The sequence below is a fragment of the Actinoplanes lutulentus genome (assembly GCF_003259845.1).
Classification (GTDB): Bacteria; Actinomycetota; Actinomycetes; order Mycobacteriales; family Micromonosporaceae; genus Actinoplanes; species Actinoplanes lutulentus.
The window spans coordinates 206508-221796 of the sequence record NZ_QLMJ01000013.1; the positions used below are offsets into that span (position 1 = coordinate 206508).

At 71.2% G+C, this 15289-nt stretch carries 15 protein-coding genes; 6 read left to right on the forward strand and 9 right to left on the reverse strand.

Going from position 1 to position 15289, the window contains the following annotated elements; translation table 11 throughout:
- The first annotated feature begins 10 nt into the window (after nt 1-10).
- Together B0I29_RS26515 and B0I29_RS26520 are read left to right on the forward strand one after the other, a co-directional pair.
- Nucleotides 11-3175 (forward strand): cyclic nucleotide-binding protein, encoded by a 3165-nt coding sequence (locus B0I29_RS26515; RefSeq protein ID WP_111651789.1) that lies wholly within the window; start codon nt 11-13, stop codon nt 3173-3175.
- A gap of 18 nt (nt 3176-3193) precedes the next feature.
- Nucleotides 3194-3409, forward strand: a complete 216-nt coding sequence (locus tag B0I29_RS26520) for a type I DNA topoisomerase (RefSeq protein WP_111651790.1) — start codon at nt 3194-3196, stop codon at nt 3407-3409.
- A 512-nt stretch (nt 3410-3921) separates the two neighbouring features.
- Here the strand turns inward: B0I29_RS26520 and B0I29_RS26525 are convergent.
- The 3 genes from B0I29_RS26525 to B0I29_RS26535 form a co-directional block, all read right to left on the reverse strand.
- Nucleotides 3922-4092 carry a hypothetical protein gene (locus B0I29_RS26525; protein WP_181557986.1) on the reverse strand — a complete coding sequence of 57 codons (171 nt, stop codon included), beginning with the start codon at nt 4090-4092 and terminating at the stop codon, nt 3922-3924.
- 180 nt (nt 4093-4272) lie between these two features.
- Nucleotides 4273-4623: a thioredoxin family protein gene (locus tag B0I29_RS26530; RefSeq protein ID WP_111651791.1), complete on the reverse strand. Its 351-nt coding sequence runs from the start codon at nt 4621-4623 to the stop codon at nt 4273-4275.
- A complete protein-coding gene (locus B0I29_RS26535) occupies nt 4602-4985 on the reverse strand; it encodes a MerR family transcriptional regulator (RefSeq protein ID WP_111651792.1) in 384 nt (127 codons plus the stop codon). The genes B0I29_RS26530 and B0I29_RS26535 overlap by 22 nt, the downstream gene beginning before the upstream one ends.
- A gap of 47 nt (nt 4986-5032) precedes the next feature.
- On the opposite strand from B0I29_RS26535, the gene B0I29_RS26540 reads away from it, so the two are divergent.
- A complete protein-coding gene (locus B0I29_RS26540; RefSeq protein WP_111651793.1) occupies nt 5033-5878 on the forward strand; it encodes a patatin-like phospholipase family protein in 846 nt (281 codons plus the stop codon).
- The gene (locus B0I29_RS26545; RefSeq protein ID WP_111651794.1) at nt 5878-6948 is read left to right on the forward strand and encodes a 1-acyl-sn-glycerol-3-phosphate acyltransferase; all 1071 of its coding nucleotides are present in this window, start codon (nt 5878-5880) and stop codon (nt 6946-6948) included. Before B0I29_RS26540 ends, B0I29_RS26545 begins: the two co-directional genes overlap by 1 nt.
- On the opposite strand, the gene B0I29_RS26550 is transcribed toward B0I29_RS26545, so the two are convergent.
- Nucleotides 6905-7693, reverse strand: coding sequence for a LolA-like protein (locus B0I29_RS26550; protein WP_111651795.1), 789 nt, complete (start codon nt 7691-7693; stop codon nt 6905-6907). The genes B0I29_RS26545 and B0I29_RS26550 overlap by 44 nt on opposite strands.
- 157 nt (nt 7694-7850) lie before the next feature.
- Between B0I29_RS26550 and B0I29_RS26555 the strand changes: the two genes are divergently transcribed.
- The gene (locus tag B0I29_RS26555) at nt 7851-9005 is read left to right on the forward strand and encodes an FHA domain-containing protein (RefSeq protein WP_111651796.1); all 1155 of its coding nucleotides are present in this window, start codon (nt 7851-7853) and stop codon (nt 9003-9005) included.
- A 44-nt stretch (nt 9006-9049) separates the two neighbouring features.
- Here the strand turns inward: B0I29_RS26555 and rocD are convergent, their stop codons facing one another.
- The 4 genes from rocD to B0I29_RS26575 form a co-directional block, all read right to left on the reverse strand.
- Nucleotides 9050-10264: an ornithine--oxo-acid transaminase gene (gene rocD / locus B0I29_RS26560; RefSeq protein ID WP_111651797.1), complete on the reverse strand. Its 1215-nt coding sequence runs from the start codon at nt 10262-10264 to the stop codon at nt 9050-9052.
- Entirely contained in the window at nt 10261-11067 is an 807-nt protein-coding gene (gene ddaH, locus B0I29_RS26565; protein ID WP_111651798.1) for a dimethylargininase, read from the reverse strand. The genes rocD and ddaH overlap by 4 nt, the downstream gene beginning before the upstream one ends.
- Nucleotides 11068-11327: 260 nt before the next feature.
- Nucleotides 11328-11924: a hypothetical protein gene (locus B0I29_RS26570; protein ID WP_111651799.1), complete on the reverse strand. Its 597-nt coding sequence runs from the start codon at nt 11922-11924 to the stop codon at nt 11328-11330.
- A 118-nt stretch (nt 11925-12042) separates the two neighbouring features.
- Nucleotides 12043-12648: an ATP-dependent Clp protease proteolytic subunit gene (locus B0I29_RS26575; protein WP_181557987.1), complete on the reverse strand. Its 606-nt coding sequence runs from the start codon at nt 12646-12648 to the stop codon at nt 12043-12045.
- Nucleotides 12649-12816: 168 nt separating this feature from the next.
- Here B0I29_RS26575 and B0I29_RS26580 point away from each other — a divergent pair, with 168 nt between their 5' ends.
- Nucleotides 12817-13677, forward strand: a complete 861-nt coding sequence (locus B0I29_RS26580; protein WP_111651801.1) for an Fpg/Nei family DNA glycosylase — start codon at nt 12817-12819, stop codon at nt 13675-13677.
- Here the strand turns inward: B0I29_RS26580 and B0I29_RS26585 are convergent.
- Complete coding sequence (locus B0I29_RS26585) at nt 13655-15163, reverse strand: polysaccharide deacetylase family protein (protein ID WP_245972750.1); 1509 nt, start codon at nt 15161-15163, stop codon at nt 13655-13657. The genes B0I29_RS26580 and B0I29_RS26585 overlap by 23 nt on opposite strands.
- Between the last annotated feature and the right edge of the window lie 126 nt (nt 15164-15289).

The window sequence follows — 15289 nt, forward strand, 5'->3', positions numbered from 1 at the left end:
GCCCTGCGAGTTGACGTACGTCGAACCCCGGACCAACGTCTGGGAAGCCCTGGCCGGACGCGCCCCCGGGGTGCCGTCCGGACCGGCCGACGCCGGTCTCTGGCACACGGTCGCCGATCGGCTCGACCCGGCCAGCGCCCGCCCGGTGCTGCGCGCGGGCATCGAGATCCGGCACCGGGCCACGGTCCGCGGCGGCCGGTACGTCATGCTGCGCTCACCCGAAGAGGGCGGGCGGGCTTCGTACCTGCGCCTGAGCCCGGACGAGTACCAGCTCGCCATGATGATGGACGGCAGCGGCACTGTTGCCCGGCTGGTCGCCGAGTTCGCCCGGATCGCCGGCCGGCTCGCTCCCGACCAGGTTCGCCGGGTCGTCGCCGACCTGGCCGCCAACCGGATGCTGGAAGAGCTTCCGATGGACGCCTTCCGGCCGCTGCGGGAGATCCGCCGGGAGCCGTTGCCGAAACGGGTCGGCGGGACGCTGGTGGCGGCCGTGCGCGGCCGCCGCGTCCTCTCCGTCGACGTGGACGGCCTGATCGGCGAGCTGTACCGCGGCGGCGGCCGCTTCCTCTTCACCCGGGTGGCGTTCTGGATCGGCGCGGCCTTCGCCCTCGTCGGCGCGGGGCTGTTCGCGGCGACCTGGCAGCGGGGGAGCCGATCACTCTTCCTGGTGAACGACTCGTACCTACTCGGTGCGATCGGCCTGGTGCTACTCAACGTGCTGGCGCTGGCGATACACGAATTCGGTCACGCGCTCGCCGCGAAACGCGTGGGCCGGGAGGTCCCGGCCGCCGGCTTGATGCTCCGTTTCGGTATCCCGTCGGTCTTCGTCGACACGAGCGACGTGTGGATGGCGGGCCGCCGCGCCCGGATGGCGGTCACCGCCGCCGGTCCGGCCGCCGCGCTCGGCCTCGCCGGCCTGGTCCAGGTGATCGGCTTCGCCGTGCCCGCGACCGGTGGCTTCGCGTTCAAGCTCGCGTTCCTGTTCTACCTGCACATGTTCTTCAACCTCAGCCCGCTGCTGCCGCTCGACGGCCACTACCTGCTGATGGACTGGCTGGAGATCCCCGACCTGCGGGCACGCGCGCTCTCCTGGCTCTCCGGCCGGCTGCGCCGCCGCGGGCCCCGGTTCTCGGCGCTGGACCGCGAGGGCCGGATCGTCGCGCTCTACGCGCTGCTCGGTGTGCTCTGGCTGCTCGTCGCGGCCGGCCTCGGGTACCGCCTGTGGACCGACCGGGTCCACGGCCTCGCCACCGGTCTCTGGTACGAGGGCTTCGGCGGCCGGCTGCTGCTCATCGCGGTGGTCGTGGGGCTGCTCGCTCCGGCGCTGCACTTCCTGCTCGGCCGGGTCGGCGCGGGCTGGCGCCGCTGGCGGCAGCGTGCCGCCGAACGGGACCGGGACGCCGACCTGCCCCGCCGGTTGGCCGCCCTGCACGCCTCGGAGATGGGCGGCCTGCCCGAGCCGGCGCTGCACGAGCTGGCCGCGCACGCCCGCTGGCGACGCCCACCGGCCGGCCGTCAGCTGGTCCGCGCGGGGGAGCAGCACGCCGCCGTCCACGTGGTGGTCGAGGGCGCGCTGCACGGCCGCCGCCCCGGCGACCCGGGCGGCACGATCCGGCACCACGCCGGTCCGGGCGGGCTGGCCGGACTGGCCGGCGTGCTCACCGGCCGCAGCGCACGGCTGGACTGGTACGCCGCCTCCGGCGCGACCCTGCTGACCGTGCCCGCGGAGACGGTGGCCGCCGTGGTCGGCCCGATGCCCGGACCAGCACCGGAGGAGCGGGCGGAAGCGGAAGCACTCTTCGCCGACACCCCCGCCCTGGCGGGGCTGGAGGACGACCAGTGTCTCGCGCTCATCGGGGCCGCGTACCCGGCCGATCTGGAGCCCGGCGTCCCGGTGGTCCTGCCCGGCCCGACGCACGCCGTGGTGGTCGAGTCCGGCGTCATCGCGATGTCCGACGGGACCGAGCTGCGGCGCGGCACCCTGGTCGGCCCGGTCGGTGACGGCAGCCCCGGAGCGGTGGCGCAGACGCGTACCCCGGTCCGCCTCTGGATCATCCCGGACGCGTCGACCCTGCCGCCCCTGGTCGGCGGCCACGGCCCCGGCGCCTCGATGCCGTCGCTGCGCCCCGGCGCCCCGGTGGCCGTCCGCCCCGGTGCCGCCCACCCGCCTCTCGCGGTGCCGCCCGGCCCGCCGGACGAGCCGGGTCCGTACGACGTGGACGGTCACTTCGAACGCCGGATGTGGGCGTTCGCCAGCATCCTGCTGGTGTTCGCCCTGGTCAGCGCCGCGCTCAACCTGAGGCCCGGCCCGGCCTGGGCGGAGATGCCGGCCGAGCGGGTGCTGCTGACCGTGCAGCGCGGCCAGGCCACCGCCGATCAGACAGTGCTGCGCCCGGATGAGCGGCGTTACCTCGCGGCCGGCTCGGAGATCAAGGTGCCGGACTCGGGACGCGCTCTGCTGACGTTCCCGGGCGGCGCGAGCGTGGTGCTGTGCGGCGGTTCGTCGACCGAGCTGACCGGCGCCGAGACGGCGAGCGGCCGGGACCAGCGGCCCTCCGGCCGGCTGGCTCTGGGCAGTGGCCGGGTGCTCGCCGGCACGACCAGCAAGAGCGGGGCCTATCAGCCGCTCGGCCTGACCGTGCTGCGTACTCAGGGCGACGTCACGAACTCCGGCACCGCGTGGTTCGCCGTCGATCCGATCACGGTCACCGTGGCGTCCGGCGCGGTCACCGTCGCCGGCACCGCCGTTCCGGCCACCGGCGCGGACCTGAGCTGCGGCGACGGCGAAGTGGTCGAACCTCCGTCGGCCGGCCCCAGCGAGGACCCGATCGAGGAGGGCACGTTCCCGGCCGAGCCGAGCGCGTCGGTCGTACCGTCGTCCGCATCGTCGGCGCCGGCCACGTCGCCGACCGAGACGACCCGCCCGGCCGAGACGACCGACACCCCCGACCCGGACCCGACGAGGACCCGGACCCGTCAGCCGACCACCGCGCCGACAACGGTCCCGACGAGCCGTCCCGCCCCGAGCCGGAGCACGTCGTCCGCTCCGAATAGCGCCCCGGCCACCAGCTCGACCCCGTCGGACGACCCGACGACCGACGACCCGACCGAGCCGACCGACCCGGACCCGGACCCGACGACGGACCAGCCGAGCACGGGGACGTCCGCGGGCTGATCACAAGGAGGACCGCTGATGCTCTGCTGGTTCTGTGCCGAGAGTGCCCGCGCCACTTGCCGGTTCTGCGGACGCGGCGTGTGCGCCGAACACGCGCGCTTCGGCCCGTACCTCCTCGAGGTCACCCGCTCGGTCACCCGCGACCGCGCCGAGGCCCTGGTGGTCGAGGACGCGGTCCAGTGCGGCAGCTGCCGTCCCCGGCCACAACCGGTGGCCATGCCCGAACTCGATTAAAAACCCCTCTTGGGTACGCGTGAACGTGGCCGAACAACCGCATCAACCGCGCTCTCAAGAGTCCACCGCGACCACCTGCCACCCAAGGCCGCCCGGCGCCAATCGCGCCACTGCCCACCCACCGGCCAGGGCCCCGCGTGTCGACTTCGGGTGCGGATTGCGCCCAAACTCAACACACGCTCCGGCTCCAGCTCATGTGTGTCGATTTGAGGCGCGCTCCGGACCCGTACTCGACACGCGGTCCGGGTCCAGCTCGTGTGTGTCGATTTTGGGTTCGGTGCGCGCCTTAACTCGACACGCGCCGGGTGGGGTGCTCGCGGCGTGTCGCCGTCGGCCCCGCTAAGACGAACGGAACCCGGCCGTAGCGCGAGCCGTCCGCCGCGGGGTGGCCGTTCGCCGGGGCGAGCCGTAGCTCAGATAGGTCATCGGGCTGATGAGAGGTGTCTGAGCTACGGCTGGTGGGTGCGAGCCGTAGGCCAGATAGGTCATCGGGCTGTCATGAGGTGTCTGAGCTACGGCTCGCCCTCGGCGGACGGCTCGCCCTCGGCGGACGGCTCGCCCTCGGCGGATGGCTCGCCCTCGGCGGATGGCTCGCCCTCGGCGGATGGCTCGCCCTCGGCGGACGGCTCGTCTTCGGCGGACGGCTCGCCCCCGCGGCGACGAGATCTCGGCGCAGGACGCACCCGAGCACGCTTCGGCGTGGCGTATCCGCCGGTGAACGGGTGTTGCCGGGAGGGTTGGGGGGCGCCGGGGGTGGCGCCTGCGGGCGCCGGGGGGAGGGGCGGTCACGTGGCGAGGAACATGGGTCCGCGGTTGGTGCTTTTGTGGAGATTTGGGGCGTATCAAAGAAGAGGGTGAGCGGGTCAGTTTACGTTGGTGTACGGGGTTTGGGTGGTTTGGATGGCCTGGCGGAGGATGGATTTGGGGCGGGCGCCGATCAGGGTGTTCGTCAGGGTGCCGGCGGTGAAGAAGAGCAGCGTCGGCATCGAGTGGACTCGGTATTCGAGGGTTGTCCGCGGATTGCTGTCGACGTCCAGTGTGGTGATGCGGACGCTGGGGCCCAGTTCGGTTGCCAGTTCGGCGAGGACTCGGGTCATCGGGCCGCAGGGTGGGCACCATGCGGCCCAGAAATCGACCACGGTCGGGACCGGGGAGTTGAGGACGAGGGCGGCGAACGTCTCGTCAGTGACGGTCAGCAGGGATTCAGCAGGCAACGGATCTCCCGGTGTTCGATGGCTTGGTCGAGCTGTTCGTGCAGGCGGCGGCGCACGTCGGTGAGCTGGGTGAGGTATCCGTCCACCTCGGCCAGACGGCGGCGCAGGACGGCTACCGCGTCCGGGCAGACGTGGCCGGACGCGTTGCCGGCGCGCAGGCAGTCGACGAACGGCCGGATGTCGTCGACGCCGAAACCGTCGGCGAGCAGAGCGCGGATCTCGTGGACGACGCGGAGTTCGGCGTCGTCGTACTGGCGGTAGCCGTTCGCGTCGCGCCGGGGGCGGACCAGGCCGTGTTCTTCGTAATAGCGCAGCGTGCGCGGGCTGGTGCCGGCCCGTTCGGCGAGCTCACCGATCAGCATGGGCCGACGTTATGCCTTCACACCGGCGTCAGGGCAAGATGGGACGCATGGTCAACAGCCCGGTGGCGTTCGTGCTCGGTGGCGGTGGTGTGCTCGGCGCCGTCGAGGTGGGGATGCTGCGGGCTCTGTTCCGCGCCGGGTTCCGGCCTGATGTGGTGGTCGGCACCTCGATCGGCGCGGTAAACGGGGCGCTGGTCGCCGCGGATCCGTCCGAGGGGGTCACCGACCGGCTGCTGCGGCTGTGGACCTCGCCGGAGGCGGCGGCGGTCTACGGCGACTCGCTCGGCCGGCAGATGCGCCGGTTCGCCGCGCGGACCCATCTGCACTCGCCCCGGCCGCTGCGCCGGCTGCTGGAGAGCGAGCTCGGTGAGGGCACCACGTTCGGTGATCTGAAGGTTCCGTTCCGGTGCTGCGCCGCGAGCATCGAGCGGGCCGCCGAGCACTGGTTCGACAGCGGGCCGCTGGTCGACGCGGTGCTCGCCTCCTCGGCCGTGCCAGGTCTGCTGCCGCCCATGGAGATCGGTGGCGAGCACTATGTGGACGGTGGCATCGTGAATTCGATCCCGATCGGCGAGGCCGTCCGGATCGGCGCGAAAATGATCTTCGTGCTGCAGGTGGGCCGGGTGGAACGGCAGCTGGCGGTGCCGAAACGGCCGTGGGAGGTGGCGCAGGTGGCGTTCGAGATCGCCCGGCGGCACCGGTTCGCCCGCGAGCTTGCATCGCTGCCCGACGATGTACGGGTGCATGTTCTCCCCAGCGGTGGCGGCGAGGCCCGGGACGATTCGCCATGGGCGTACCGGGACATGGCCGCGGTCGGCCGCCGGATCAGTCGTGCGTACACCGCCTCCCGCCGATACCTGGCGGCCAACGTGCACCCGCTGCCGGGGCAGTGATGGGCCTGCCGCCGATCTGGGTGCGCCGCGCGGTGCTCGCCCCGCTGGTGGTCGTGCTCGCGATCACCCTGCTCACCACGCTGCCGATCTGGCTGCTGATCGCCCTGGCCGTGTCGCCGTTCGTGCCCGGCCGGCTGCGGGTGCCGCGGGTGGTCTTCCTGCTGATCGTCTACCTGGTCTGGGACGCGGCGGCGCTGGTCGCGCTCGCGATCCTCTGGCTGGCTTCCGGGTTCGGCTGGAAGATCCGCAATCCCACGTTCCAGCGCGCGCACTACGTGCTCACCGGCTGGTTCCTGCGGAGCATGTTCTGGTTCGCCCGCTGGTCGCTGCACCTGTCGATCGACGTGGTCGGCACCGACCCGGACACCGGCATGCCGGGCCGCCCGGAGATCGTGGTGAGCCGGCACGCCGGACCGGGTGACTCGTTCACGCTGATCCACGCCCTGGTGAACTGGTTCGCCCGGGAGCCGCGGATCGTGCTGAAAGCGGCCCTGCAGTGGGACCCCGCCGTTGACGTGCTGCTCAACCGGCTGCCCAACCGGTTCATCTCGCCGGGGCGTACCGGCACGTCGACGCTGGAGGAGCAGATCGGCGAGCTCGCCACCGGCCTGGACGACAACGACGCCTTCGTGATCTTCCCGGAGGGCGGCAACTTCACCCCGCGCCGCAAGATCAAGGCGATCGCCCGGCTCCGGGCCAGTGGCTTGGACGAGATGGCCGAGCGTGCCGAGCACCTGCGCAACCTGCTGCCGCCGAAACCGGGCGGACTGCTCGCCGCCATCGAGGCCGCGCCGGACGCCGGGGTGATCTTCGTGGCGCATACCGGCCTGGACCGGATGATCACGGTGTCCGACGTCTGGCGCGAGCTGCCGATGGACAAGCGGCTGGTGATGCGGTTCTGGAGCGTCCCGCCCGAGGAGATACCGGCCGACGAGCAGGAACGTGTCGACTGGCTCTACGACTGGTGGGCCCGGATCGACGCGTGGATCGAGGAGAACCGGCCGGCGTCCCGGCCCTTGTGGACCGTCAGCCGCCGAGCACCTGATACACGTCCTCCGGCGCCTCGATGATTTCGGTGGCCGCCGGCTGCTCGACAGCCACGGCCCGGCCGTAATCGGTGTACGTGGCGGTCACCGGCACGATCTGATTGCCCTGGACCGCGGGCGGCTCCAGGGTCAGGGTGGCGAGCCGGCCCTGGTCGTCGACGGCGGCGACGAACGGGATGTGCTGGGCCGCGGCGCCGTACCCGTCGATCGTCACCCGGTCCAGGCCGGCGATGCCGGCCGCCTTCGTCAGATCGACAGTTCCGGAGTACGTGTTACCGCCGGTGGCCTTCACGTCGGTGGTCGACGCGAGCAGGTTGGCGGTGTCCACCGGATCGATCCGCCCCGGGCGCAGGCCGATGTTCGCGCCCTCCGGCAGCCGGCTCATGTCCAGGTGGGTCCAGGTGCCGTCCTTGGTGATGCCGGGGATCTGTGCGTACAGATCCTGGCCGATCAGCAGGGATTTCACCGTCACCTCGGTGCTCGGGCCGGAGGCGGTGAGCTCGGCGGTGCCCTTGCCGGCCGGCGGGTCGATCAGCGCGGTCAGCGCGAAGCCGGATCCCGCGGTCATGGTCATCGTGAAGCTCTGGGTGCCGAGCGCCGCGGTGGCCTTCCCGAGGGCGGCGGTGGCGGCCGGGTCGGCGGAGGCCGCGGAGATGCTGGGCGCCACGATCGGCGACGACGACGATGCCCGCGGCTCGGCCGCGTTGTTTGTGGCGCAACCCGCCAGGGCGAGTGTGGCTGTCGCCGAGGCCAGTACGAGTTTCCGCATATCGGTTCTCCCTGCATCGGTGACGTCGGTCGATGGGGAGGGTTCCCGATGGGATGAATTCGCAAACGGACAAGTCAGGCCTCGCGGACGCCCGGATTTCCAGACCGATCATGTGGCGGGCATGATGGGCCGTACGCGCAATCCCTGGGGAGGACTCGTGAGATTCGAGGTCAGCAAGGTCCTCGACGCCATCGAGGTCCGGCTCACCACCGACCCGGCGCTCGCCCGGGCAGTGGTTGACCTGTCCGAGGTCGTCCGCTACGCCGACCTTGACGGTGGCCGTCCGGCCAGTCTGGTCCGGCTCGGTCTGCTGGTCGACGCGCTCGGCCGCCTGGTCGCCGAGGAGAATGTGCCGGTTTACGCGGTTGCGCCGCGCGGCCTCATCTCCGACACCGACCTGACGTCCAACGAGCGCATGGTCGTCCGGCGCTGGGCCGACGACGGCAAGATCGAGGTGGTTCCGCAACTCGACGACCGGGTGCTCGAGGTGGCCGAGATGCTTGGCCTGCCGGTGCTCACCCGGGACCGGGAGGATCGTTTCCGCGACCGCCGCCCATGGGTGAGCGACCCCGGCCGCCTGCTGGCCCTGGTGTCGAACCAGGGCGGGCCGGTCCTGGTCCCGCGTGTGGGCCGCGGCGAGGTGACGCCTCCGGTGCCCCGCTCACCGCTCGGCGAGCGGCTGCTGGCCCGGATCTGGAGCTGCCCCGCGCCGAACTGCACGAGTTACAGCACCAGCGGCACCGGCGAGGCGGACAGCTTCTTCTCCGACATGCGGACCTTCACCAGCCCGGTGTCGCAGCCGCCTCCGGCCCTGCGGGCCGGCGCGCCCACCTGCCCGCGGCACGGCGAGCGGCTCAAGGACGCCGGCGCGCGTCCGACGACCGAGGTCTTTTCGGTACGCATCGACGGCGTGATCCGGCAGCGGTTCGTGGTCTCCGACGACCAGCCGGTCGTGGTGGGCCGGGCGCCCGAGGGCGGCGGCGGGGTGATGCTGGGTCAGTGGCTGACCGACGACGCCCGGAAATGGATCAGCCGGGGTCACGCGCAGTTCTCGCTGCGCGCCGGCGAGGTGACCGTGACGGACGTCAGCACGAACGGTTCCGGGATTCGTCCGGGCGGCTCGCTCGACGACGACGCGCGGATCACCCTGAAACGTGATGAGAGCCGGGTCCTCGCTGCTGAGGACGTGGTGGAGCTGTACGCCGGGGTCAACATCGGGCGGTCGAAGCTGTGGTCGACCGGTGGCGTGGTGCAGCCGGAATCGGTGATGGCCGAAGCGCCGACGATGGCGTTCCGGCCGGTGGGTCGGTAACTCTTTGGAGAAAGGGCGGCGCTCATGGAGCGCCGCCCTTTCTGTTAGCTGGACAGGATCGCGGCCAGCTGGAACAACGCGTGGTCCAGGTCCTTCTCGGTGACCACCAGCGGCGGGGCCAGGCGGATCGTCGAACCGTGGGTGTCCTTCGCCAGCACACCCCGCTCGGCGAGGCGCTCGCACGCCTGACGGCCGGTCATCAGCAGCGGGTCGATGTCGACGCCGGCCCAGAGGCCGCGGCCGCGTACGCCCACGACACCCTTGCCGATCAGCGCCTCCAGGCCCGCGTGCAGGTGGGCGCCGAGGCGGGCGGACCGCTCCTGGAACTCGCCGGTCGCCAGCAGCCGGACCACTTCGGCGCCGACCGCGCAGGCCAGCGGGTTGCCGCCGAACGTCGAACCGTGCTCGCCGGGCCGCAGCACACCCAGCACCGACCGGTCCGCGGCGACCGCGGAGACCGGCACGATGCCGCCGCCGAGGGCCTTGCCGAGCACGTACATGTCCGGGACGACCTCGTCGTGCTCGATCGCGAACGTGCGACCGGTCCGGCCCAGGCCGGACTGGATCTCGTCGGCGATCATCAGCACGTTCTGCTCGGTGCAGAGCTCACGCACGCCGGCGAAGAAGCCGGCCGGCGGCACGAGCACGCCCGCCTCGCCCTGGATCGGCTCCATGAGCACGGCCACCGTGTTCGGCGTGATCGCCTTGCGGACGGCTTCCAGATCGCCGTACGGGACCACCACGAAGCCCGGCGTGTACGGCCCGAAGTCGGCCCGCGCCTCCGGGTCGGTGGAGAAGCTGACGATCGTCGTGGTGCGCCCGTGGAAGTTGCCGGCCGCCACGATGATCTCGGCACGCTCGTCGGCCACGCCCTTGACCCGGTAACCCCACTTGCGGGCCACCTTGATCGCGGTCTCGACGGCCTCGGCGCCGGTGTTCATCGGCAGGACCAGCTCCTTGCCGCAGAGCTCGGCGAGCCCCCGGCAGAAGTCGGCGAACTGGTCGTGCACGAACGCGCGGCTGGTCAGCGTGACCCGGTCCAGCTGGGCGTGGGCGGCGGCGATCAGGCCGGGGTGCCGGTGCCCGAAGTTCAGCGCCGAGTAACCCGCCAGGAAGTCGAGGTAGCGGCGGCCGTCGACGTCGGTCACCCAGGCGCCCTCGGCCTCGGCGACCACGACCGGCAGCGGGTGGTAGTTGTGCGCGGTCCAGCGCTCGGCCTCGGCCAGCGCGTCCGGCGTACGGAACTCGACGGTGGTCATGCGCGAACCTCCAGCGTGCAGCACTTCGGGCCGCCGCCGGCCTTGCGCAGCTCGGACAGGTCGACCCCGATGGTTTTGTAGCCCGCTGCTTCGAGCGCGGCGGTGAGAGAAACAGCCTGCACCGGCAACACCACGGTACGACCGTCGCTGACCGCGTTCAGGCCGAGCACTGCGGCGTCCTCCGGCGTTGCGATGATCGCATTCGGGAAGAGCTGCTGGAGCACGGACTGCGAACCCGGGGAGAACGCCTGCGGCAGGTACGCGATGTTCGTCTCGTCCAGCACGCAGAGCGCGGTGTCCAGGTGGTAGAAGGCCGGGTCGACCAGCTGCAGCGTGATCACCGGGCGGCGGAGCACCTCCTGGGTCTCCGCGTGCGAGGCGTGCGCGGTGCGGAACCCGGTGCCGGCGAGCAGCACGTCACCGGCGAGCAGGATGTCGCCCTCGCCCTCGTTGGTGTGCTTGGGCTCGGTCACGTCGAAGCCACGGTCGGAGAACCAGGCGGCGTAGGCCGGGGCCTCGTCGGCGCGCTCGGCGTCGCGGAACTGGACGGCCAGGACGCGGCCGTCGACGACGGTGGCGCCGTTCGCGGCGAAGACCATGTCCGGCAGGCCGGGGATGGGGTCGATCAGCTCGACGGTGTGGCCGAGGCCGAGGAAGGTCTGCCGCAGGTTCTCCCACTGGCTGACGGCGAGCGCGTTGTCGTACGGCGCCGCCGGGTCCATCCACGGGTTGATCCGGTAGGTGACGGCGAAGTGCGTGGGCCGGCACATCAGGTATCGGCGCGGCGTGGCGTGGGACGTCATGGAACAAGACGCTATGCGTCATCGACCGACGCCAGCCCCGGATCAATGATGCGTACCGCGGCGAAACGTTGCGTGATCACGAAGGCCGGCGGCGAAATGTTGCGCATGCGCTGAAGGACCGGCGAACCGCCGGTCCTTCAGCGCAATGCGGGTCTCCGGCGAACCGCCAGAGGCTTTCGGGGCGGGTTCGGTGTAACAACCGTCCCGGTTCCGAGGAATCAACCGGCTGTGCATCACCGCCGGTATCTGTCAGGTACCCGTCAGAAGCGGGCTGCAAACTGTGCGTCGAGCCACTGCCGAAGATCGTTTACCGGCTGCATGTCGGTGCCGAGCCAGTACAGCGAGCCGGTCAGGGCCAGTACGCCGATCACGATCGCGCCGATCGAGAGCAGCAGGCCGATCAGGGCGTCGGTCTTGCCGGCTACGTGCCGCTTGCGCGTACCGAGCAGGCCGCCGATCGACAGGAGCAGACCGAGCGCAGCGACGCCGATGCCGTAACCCATCAGCGGGCCGGAGAGCACCAGCAGCGCGCCGGCGACACCGGCGATCAGGCCGAGCGTGGCCATGAAGCTGGCCCGCGGCTTGCGGTCGGCGACCGGCTTCGGCTCGACCGTGGCGCGGCCCGCGGTCGGGCGCTCCTCGGTCACCGACGCGGCCCGCTGGCTCTCGGTACGCACAGCCGGGATGGTCGTGGTGGTCTCGTCCCGCGGAGGCGTGACCGTGCTGGGCCGCGGAGCGACCGAGGTCCGCTGCGGCAGACGGTCGTCACGCTGGGTGGTGGGCGTCGTCGAAGCAGTGGGCCGGTCTTCGACCGTGGTGTCGGCCGAGGACTGGCGAGGGAAGGTAGGAATTCTCACGTCAGCACCTCCGAACAGGATTCTCCAGTGATGACCGACCTCTATACCCCGCCTCGCCGGAAACAACACGAAGGGCACGTGGAGTCACTCCACGTGCCCTTCGAAGACAGAACTCAGGTCACCCGATCGGTGCGCCCGTGTGCACGTCAGCGGCCTTCGTGATGACGTGGTCGACCAGGCCGTAGTCCTTGGCCTGCTGGGCGGTGAACCACCGGTCACGGTCGGCGTCGCGCTCGATCTCTTCCGGGGTGTGACCGCTGTGGAACGCGATCCGCTCGTTCATCACGTGCTTGATGTGCAGCATGCTCTCGGCCTGGATGGCGATGTCAGCGGCGGTACCGCCGATGCCGCCGGAGAGCTGGTGCATCATCACCCGGGCGTGCGGCAGTGCGAACCGCTTGCCGGGGGTGCCGGCGCAGAGCAGGAACTGCCCCATCGAGGCCGCCATGCCCATCGCGATCGTCGCGACGTCGTTCTTGATGTACTGCATCGTGTCGTACACCGCCATGCCCGCGCTGATCGAGCCGCCGGGCGAGTTGATGTACAGCGCGATGTCGCGCTCCGAGTCCTCGGACGCGAGCAACAGCATCTGCGCGCAGATCCGGTTGGTCACCTCGTCGTTGACCTCGCTGCCGAGAAAGATGATCCGCTCCCGGAGCAGCCGCTCGAACACCTGGTCGTCGAAAGACCCACCGGCGCCACGCATGGTCGTGTTTATGCTCATGAGCCCACCCTCTCGCATCGCTGGTTACGTCTTACACCTTCTCTCAGGCATGGCGTAGAAGCCCAGTGATTCCCCTCAGGGCGAATCCGCTGTCGGCAGAAACGGCCCGTGAGTGGTACTGATCACGGACCATCGGCGCGATGCCGGGCGACGGATACGTTTGGTCACGTGCCCGAGGGACATACGATTCACCGCCTCGCCATGCGCCACCGCGAGCTCTTCGCCGGCGGCCCGGTCGAGGTGAGCAGCCCGCAGGGACGGTTCGCCGCGGGCGCCGCGCTGGTCGGCGGTCAGTTGCTGCGCGACACCGAGGCGTACGGCAAACATCTGCTGCACCACTACGAGGACGGCCGCACCGTCCACGTTCACCTCGGGCTCTACGGCAAGTTCGCCGACGGTGAGCTGCCCGCGCCGGAACCGATCGGCCAGGTCCGGATGCGAATGATCGGTTCCGGTCATTTCCTGGACCTGCGTGGCCCGACAGCCTGTGAAGTCCTGGACCCGGGCGGCGTCGACGCGCTCAAGGCCCGGCTCGGCGCCGACCCGCTGCGTGACGACGCGGATCCATCCGTCGCCTTCCGGAGGGTGCGGAGCAGCACCAAGCCGCTCTTCGCGCTCCTGCTCGACCAGTCCATCGTGGCGGGCTGTGGGCTGATCTACGCCAACGAGGTGCTCTTCCGGGCCGGGCTGTCGCCGCAGACCCCGGGCACCGCGATCGACCAGGCCCGCTGGACGGCGATCTGGGACGACCTGCGGGCGCTGATGAAAGAGGGCGTGGCACGCGGCCGGATCGACACCGTGCACACCGAGCACACCCCCGAGGCGATGCGGCGGGCGCCGCGCGTCGACCGGCACGGCGGCGAGGTGTACGTGTACCGCCGCCCCGGTCAGCCGTGCCTGGTCTGCGGCACCGAGGTGGCCCGCGGCCCGCTGGCCGGGCGCAACCTTTACTGGTGCCCGTCCTGCCAGCCGGAGGTCGCCCGTCCGGCCGGCAGGAAGCGCGAGGTCAGGGTGTCGCCGAAGGCGTGACCGCCGCGGCCGCCACACCGTCGTCAGTGGCGGTGGCCGTCGTCGACGCCGACGGAGCCGGGGTGGCCGTCGCCGGCGCGCTGGGCGTGGCCGGTGCCGACGTGGCCGGAGCGGTGCTCGGCGTGGCCGAGGCCGGCGTGGTCGGCGCGGGGTCCTGACCCGGCACACCGAGGGCGAAGTTCGCCGCCAGCCAGGGCATCAGCTGGTGGTACGCCTCAGTCGTGGCCGGCTGGTTGAAGTCGTGCGACAGGATGATCGATCCCGGTCGCGTCTTCGTCTTGACCTCGGCGACCACGCGCTTCACGTGGTCGGCGTCGGACTCGCCTTCCGGGTGGTACCAGTCGCGCGGGTCGACGTGCCAGTAGAGCGACGTCATGGCGTCCGCGCCGGCGACCCGGACGAGCCGCACGGTGAAGTTGCCGCCCGGCGCGCGGAAGTACGGGATCTGCGCGCCCGGAACAGCGGCCCGGATCGCCGCGTTGGTCCGCTCCAGATCGGCGCGGATCTCGTCGGGCTTCTTCTTCCCGATCTTCAGATCGTGGTTCCAGGTGTGGTTGCAGAGCACGTGCCCGGCCTGCGCGATCTGCTTGACCAGATCGGGGTGCTTGGCAGCCTGCTCGCCGACCAGGCAGAAGACCGCCTTGACCTGGTACTGCGCCAGGATGCCGAGGATCTTGGGGGTCTCGACCGGGTCGGGGCCGTCGTCGAAGGTCAGCGTCACGGTCCGGGAACCGGTGGTGATCAGCGAGTTCGCCGGTCCGTCACCCTTGGGCAGGTTCAGCCCGGCCGGGCGTGCCTCGGTGGTCGGCTTGGCCTCGGTGGTGGGCGGCGCCGGCGGCTCGGTGGTCTCCACGGTCTCCGGCTTGGTCCAGGTGACGGCCGGGGCGGCGGCATCGGTCTCGTCGGGCGCCGGTTTCGCGCTGGTGACCCGGGACGCGACGGCCTGGGCCGCCACGTTCATCACGCTGGTCGGGTTGCCGCCCTGCTGCGGGATGGTCGGCACCGCGGCGAGCAGCACCCCGGCGATGACCAGGGTGCCCAGCAGGAGCTGTGGCTTGTTCCGCGCGACCCGCATCCAGTCCTCGAACGAGACCCCGCCGCTGCCGGGGGCGCGGTGGTTGCCGGTGCGACCGGCCGAGGCCTCAGGGGTACGCGCGGGGAGCGAATGCCGGGCAGCACGTGGCTGATTGCCGCGGGTGATGCCGACGATCGTGGAGGAGATGGCGGTCCGGGAGGAGCTCGCGCTCTTGGAGGAGCTCGCGCTCCTGGCGGAACTCGCGCTCCTGGAGGCGCTGTAGGACGCGTTCGCGCCGGCACGGTGACGTGCCGACCGGGCGGCGGCGGCCGCGGCAGCGGCGGCGGACATGTCGGCGGCGGGCTGGGCCGGAACGTTCTCAGCAGGCTTGTCCGGCCTGCGGTGCCGCCCGACCGACGCGCCGTCCACACCGGAAGTCGGTGCCGGCGGACGAGGGTTGTGCGGAAGCATTGGTCATGCCTACCGTGCGGCATGATCGAACGCGATACCGAATCGGTCATCCTGCAAGCACGTACGGTGATGTCTCCTGGTCACCGTACGTGATTACGCTCTGCAACATCCGTACTGATGGGGTCT

Bases quoted from the DNA above. Each gene is read 5' to 3' on its own strand.
- B0I29_RS26520 (WP_111651790.1), top strand. From the start codon at position 3,194: ATGCTCTGCTGGTTCTGTGCCGAGAGTGCCCGCGCCACTTGCCGGTTC.
- B0I29_RS26585 (WP_245972750.1), bottom strand. From the start codon at position 15,163: ATGCTTCCGCACAACCCTCGTCCGCCGGCACCGACTTCCGGTGTGGAC.
- B0I29_RS26535 (WP_111651792.1), bottom strand. From the start codon at position 4,985: ATGCTGATCGGTGAGCTCGCCGAACGGGCCGGCACCAGCCCGCGCACG.
- B0I29_RS26545 (WP_111651794.1), top strand. From the start codon at position 5,878: ATGGGCCTGCCGCCGATCTGGGTGCGCCGCGCGGTGCTCGCCCCGCTG.
- B0I29_RS26575 (WP_181557987.1), bottom strand. From the start codon at position 12,648: ATGAGCATAAACACGACCATGCGTGGCGCCGGTGGGTCTTTCGACGAC.
- B0I29_RS26550 (WP_111651795.1), bottom strand. From the start codon at position 7,693: ATGCGGAAACTCGTACTGGCCTCGGCGACAGCCACACTCGCCCTGGCG.
- B0I29_RS26540 (WP_111651793.1), top strand. From the start codon at position 5,033: ATGGTCAACAGCCCGGTGGCGTTCGTGCTCGGTGGCGGTGGTGTGCTC.
- rocD (WP_111651797.1), bottom strand. From the start codon at position 10,264: ATGACCACCGTCGAGTTCCGTACGCCGGACGCGCTGGCCGAGGCCGAG.
- ddaH (WP_111651798.1), bottom strand. From the start codon at position 11,067: ATGACGTCCCACGCCACGCCGCGCCGATACCTGATGTGCCGGCCCACG.